The organism is Arthrobacter sp. 05T423 (assembly GCF_056396245.1).
Map to the genome: position 1 here is coordinate 1 of NZ_JBFTLC010000074.1, position 4,689 is coordinate 4,689.

The 4,689-nt window shown below is 66.6% G+C and carries 4 protein-coding genes and 1 pseudogene; 1 reads left to right on the top strand and 4 read right to left on the bottom strand.

Annotation, left to right across the window (positions count from 1 at the left end; all coding sequences use genetic code 11):
- On the bottom strand, nucleotides 1-1,531 hold a 1,531-nt coding region (locus tag AC1DFE_RS23825), incomplete at its 3' end, for a YncE family protein (RefSeq protein ID WP_476908298.1).
- Between AC1DFE_RS23825 and AC1DFE_RS23830 the strand changes: the two genes are divergently transcribed.
- The gene (locus tag AC1DFE_RS23830; RefSeq protein WP_476908299.1) at nucleotides 1,530-1,982 is read left to right on the top strand and encodes a hypothetical protein; all 453 of its coding nucleotides are present in this window, start codon (nucleotides 1,530-1,532) and stop codon (nucleotides 1,980-1,982) included. The two genes, AC1DFE_RS23825 and AC1DFE_RS23830, sit on opposite strands and share 2 nt — an antisense overlap.
- A 274-nt stretch (nucleotides 1,983-2,256) precedes the next feature.
- On the opposite strand, the pseudogene AC1DFE_RS23835 reads toward AC1DFE_RS23830, so the two are convergent.
- The 3 genes and pseudogenes from AC1DFE_RS23835 to AC1DFE_RS23845 form a co-directional block, all read right to left on the bottom strand.
- A pseudogene (locus AC1DFE_RS23835) lies at nucleotides 2,257-2,487 on the bottom strand (ParB family protein); the annotation flags it as partial.
- Between the two features lie 209 nt (nucleotides 2,488-2,696).
- Entirely contained in the window at nucleotides 2,697-2,822 is a 126-nt protein-coding gene (locus tag AC1DFE_RS23840; protein ID WP_476908300.1) for a hypothetical protein, read from the bottom strand.
- Nucleotides 2,823-2,963: 141 nt separating this feature from the next.
- Nucleotides 2,964-4,082, bottom strand: coding sequence for a glycoside hydrolase family 16 protein (locus AC1DFE_RS23845; RefSeq protein WP_476908301.1), 1,119 nt, complete (start codon nucleotides 4,080-4,082; stop codon nucleotides 2,964-2,966).
- Between the last annotated feature and the right edge of the window lie 607 nt (nucleotides 4,083-4,689).

Sequence of the window (4,689 nt, forward strand, 5' to 3'; positions counted from 1 at the left end):
TCATTTGGAAGTTCTTCGGGCCGTTCTTTTCGAAGTCCTGCTTCCAGGTCGCGTACCGGTAGATGTCCGGCACCGACGTGTCGAACGGCGCCGCGTTCGGGTCCGTGATCGCGTTGAGCGAGGGGATGTCCGAGCTGGCGTGCAGCTGGAGCGCCGGGGTGAAGAGCTGGGACGGGTCACCGCCGGCCATCGTGCTCTTGGCCGCGCAGTAGTATTGCTGCCACGTCGCGCCGGCCGGCTTTCCCTCGCCGTACTCGAACTCCCCGTAGTTCCTGGCGGTCTTGCCCGCGGACTGGATTGAGGTCCAGAGGAAGCCGGAGCGCTGGTGGCCCAGGACGTCCTCTTCGGTGTCGTAGGAGCGGGTGTACTCACCGGCGCTGGTTTCGGTGTAGGCCGGGTTGTCGCCCTGCATCATCCAGTTGTGGCCCTCGGCCGAGTTCGTGCCGATGTCGTAGGTGTTGTCGTAGAGGCCGAACTGGCTGGCCAGTGCGTGCTGGTTCGGGGTGACCTTCGCACCGAACTGTGCGAGCGAGGCGTCGCCGTTGCCCTGTTTCATGTCGCCGTAGACCTGGTCGTAGGTGCGGTTCTCCTTGACGATCAGGAACACGTGCTTGATCGTGGACGGGTCCCCGATCCGCTTCGGGACGGCCACGGCCGGGATCTTGGCGGCGTCCGCGGCTGCCGCTTCCTTCACGGACTTTCCGTCCCAGCCGTTCTGCTCGAACACCGTCTCGGTGTAGTTCTGGATTTTCTCGTCGCCGGGCAGGGTGAACCTGGTGAGCGAGGCCGTGGTGGAGTGCGTACCGTGACCGGTCGCAACCGTGGTGCCCTGGCCCTTGTTGAAGCTCAGTTCCGGCCCGCGGGCGTCGATGCCGCGGGTGTTCGTGACCACGATCTGACCGTTCACGGCCGCGACGTTCCCGGGGAAGTAGTCCGTCGGCAGCAGCCCGATGTAACCGGCAGGGTCCTTCGGGTCGTGCTTGTTGACCTTGTAGACCGCGATCGCGTTCGCACGACCCAGCGAGACCAGCAGGTGGTCGCCCTGCATGGCGATGGCGGTCGGCTCGTAGCCCACATGTGAGGAGGCCCATGGCTGGGTCGCGATGGTCTGCACGACCTTGTTGCTCGCCGTGTCCACGACCGAGACGGTGTCGCTGTTGGTGTTGGCCACGTACAGGTTGGAGCCGTTGAGGTACATCGCGGTCGGGTGCAGCTGGACGCCGATTGAGGAGACCGGCGCGGAGGCGTTCGCCGTGTCGATGACGCTGAGGGTGCCGGTCGTGGAGGTGCCGAGGTACGGGTCCGCGGGAACCTGCGTGCCGTAGGAGCCCATGGTCGCCTCACCCGCGGCGGCCTGGCGGCCGCCCTCGTTGGAGACGTACAGCTTGGTGCCGGCGAACTTCAGCTGCCGGGGCGCAATGCCGGTGTTGAAGGTCTGCTTCACCGTCCCGGCGGCCGGGTCGATCGCGACGACCGCGTTCTGGCCGTTGACGGCAGCGTAGAGCGTGGAGCCGTCCGGGGAGAACGCCATGCCGGCGGTTAGCGCCTGCTTGCCGCCCGCGGTCGGGATGCTGATCTTCGTGCCAGCGCCCGAGGGTGCCCGCCGCGGCGACCGGCTTGTAGGTCTTGAGGTCAAAGACCTGCAGGTCGACCGAGCGGTCGGCGCTGGTCCCCACCAGGTAACGGGCATCGGGGCTGACCGTCGAACCCATGATCTTGCCGAACGGGGTCATCAGACGGTCGCCGATGGGCTTGATCACCTGATTCGAGGAGATCTGCTGCCCGTCCTTAGTCTGGGATCCGACCTGCTGCTGCCCGAAGGCGATGGTCGACGCGGCGGCCACGCCACCGCCCACCAGGGCAAGCATGCAGCTCGCGGCCACGATCGCGCGCGGCTTGTGACCGATCACCGCCGTCGACAGCCGACGCAGGCCGAAGAGACGGGGGTGTTGCTCATCGAGGGATTTTCCGCTGGTTGTTGAGGGTCTCGTCATGCAGGTCAACGTATGGTCGCCAGCTGAACCACATCTGCCTCTCAGCTTAATTCCATTGCCGACTTGGGTGACGTTTCGGTTTCCCCGGGCAACTAGTGGCAAGCCGGGACGCGGCGCCGACGGCGTCCATATTGAGGGCGTCGTGCTGATTGAGGGCGTCGTGCTGATTGAGGGCGTCGTGCTGGCGATCCGGTCGCCGTTGGCCTGGAGTCAAAAGCCGCTGCGATGCACACGGCTTAGCCGTCCTCTTCTGGTGCTGCATTTCTTCGCGTGTCCTGCGCCCTGGCCGGAGCTCCCCTGCCGGGACGCCGGGCCATTTCTTGCCGCCGTTGTACTTACGCTGCAGCCGCTTCAGTTCCCGCAATGTGGCGGCCTCAACGAGGTCGGTGATCGACACGTACCCCTCGAGGTGGCCAACGGCTTTGACTGCCGCCCGGATCTGATTCGTGTCGGTTTCCGTGAAGTACGGAGAGACTGACTTCTTCTTGCTCACCGCGCGGTCTGCGACTCCGGCCAGGGGCGGTGGTCGTGGATGACCAGCGGTGTGTGGACATGATGCGCAGGTTCCAGGAAAGCAACCCGGACTTGTGGGCAGAGGACATCGCCGAGTAGAGGCCGGGTGGTCCGTCTGGACAGGTTCGGGTCCTCGCCACGGACCGCGGAGCCTTGGAAGGCTCGGTGAAATCGAGGACGTCCTGCGCGTCATCCGGGGATGACGTGGTCAATGCGAAGGACATCGGTGGGGTTGTGCCCGGCCGCGTACTGGTCACCGGGTGAGGCGTCCTGGTCTTCGGCGCCGGGCTCGGGGTGTCGGCAGGGGGTTCGCACGTCTCCCCTGCTGCCTAGGGCGACGCGCTCTGGTTGAGGCGTCCGTGGACGCAGGACGCTGCCACATTCGCCGGGTTCAATCCGTTCCGGCTTTCCTGTCCTCCTGGCCGGTTCCCCATGAGGGTCCGTTCCAACGTCTACTTAGCTCCTTGCCCAGACCGCGACCCAGGCCACCTGCACGTGGCCGGCGGTCCCGGGCCGGGGGCACCCGGTCAGGCAGGACTCGGTTTGCAGGATGTAATGCATGGGCTTGACGGGTGTGCCTGTCGTGATCGTGCCCAGCGGCTTCCCGTCGAGGAGGAAGGTGACCCGTCCGGGTGTCCATTCGGTGGTGGCCGTGTGCCAGGACGTGAAGAGGGTCCGTGAGGGGACCACCTCATAGATGTTCCGCGATGATCCGCTCCGGTGGACCGCGCCGAAAAATGGGCCGGCAAGGTCCCCTTCCGGGTAGTCCAGTTCACCGTCCCTGGGCCAGACGCCGCTGTCGGGCCACATCAGCCAGGCGGTTTTGAAGCCCGGAAGCGAGTCTGCCTTGAAGCGTACCGAGTACCGCCCGTACAGCTGGCTGTTGGGGCGGTGAGGGCCGGTGCTGGTGTTCGCGATGATGGGGGAAGGGGCGGCGCCCATCGAGATTCCGTGTTCGGAGTGCAGATACCAGTCCAGGACCCCGTTCCTGACGCTGAGGACCTTTGTGGGGTAGTAACCGGATTTGCCCCCGCTGACCTGCCCGGCCGTGTCAGGGGTCCCGTCGGCGTAACCCGCGCTCCATCTCACGCGGTAAGCCGCCCCGGGGAATTCCCCGATGGGCACATCGCCGTGGATGAAATCGCCGGCGAATACCTGCCGCCACCCCGGCAAATCACCGACCGGCAGGCGTTGCCCGGAAACGGACGTGTCATCCGGGGGTGAACTGGACGCTCCGGCCGGGCGCGGCGCGTGCGTAGGGTTGGGCGCGTGCGTTCCGGGACCGCCCGGAGACGGGGTGTCCGCTGTGCCGGCATCCTGCGTCCCGGGGCCCGTGACTCGGGATCCGGCAGGACCGGCAGCGGCGGATCCTGCCGGGACCGGGACCGACGGAGCTGCCGTAGTGTCGGTGAAGATCCGGGCCGGGCTTGCCTCCGGGGAGACCACCGCCTGCCGCGGCGCCGTCGGGTCGCACCCTGCGACGGGGACTGCCAGAGCCGCCAGGCAGCCGAGAACCATCAGCGTGCGGTACTCACCGCAAATCTTCCCCTTGAGCTGTCCCAACACCCGGAGCATTGTCAAACCATACCTACGCCGCCGGAACCTTGAAAAGGAAAACGGGCAGGGCGTCTCGCGGCTGTGGTGCTTCGATGGGCCCCGCAGGGGCGCGAACGCTTCAGCAGCGACTGCTCCGGCCCACCGAAGCGGCCGAGGGGCCATGGACGCTTACGCTCGTCGATTGGCGGGCCGTGGTCGCGAGGATGCCCAAAACGCGCTGCTCATTGCATGAGACGGGGGCGAGTACACGTCGACCATCGGGAGGGGCCACAGGGGCGCAGCAGTCTGACGCTGCCGGCCCAGCTGCGAGTCCCGGGCAGGGCACGTTACAAGGCGCACGGCGTGTGCCTGCACAGCGCAAACCGTCCAAGGTTTTCCCACGCTCCCCGGGCTAGGTTTTCAACGTGCCAAGACTCGGCCCGGCACACCAATTGTCCGCGTCCCGGCAGGTGCAATCATGAGCACACGTTCCACACGGGCCGCCGCCGCGCTGGCTGTTGCCCTCCTGATGGTCCTGCTGGTGGGCTGCGTCTCCACGACGGGCCCTTCGACGCCGTCCACCCACTACTACGTGAGTGCCGTGGGAAGCGACACCAACTCCGGGACGTCCCCGGATTCGCCATGG

Excerpts from the sequence above, each read along its gene's own strand:
- AC1DFE_RS23845 (WP_476908301.1), bottom strand. The coding sequence starts at position 4,082 with ATGCTCCGGGTGTTGGGACAGCTCAAGGGGAAGATTTGCGGTGAGTAC.
- AC1DFE_RS23830 (WP_476908299.1), top strand. The coding sequence starts at position 1,530 with ATGCCGGCGGTTAGCGCCTGCTTGCCGCCCGCGGTCGGGATGCTGATC.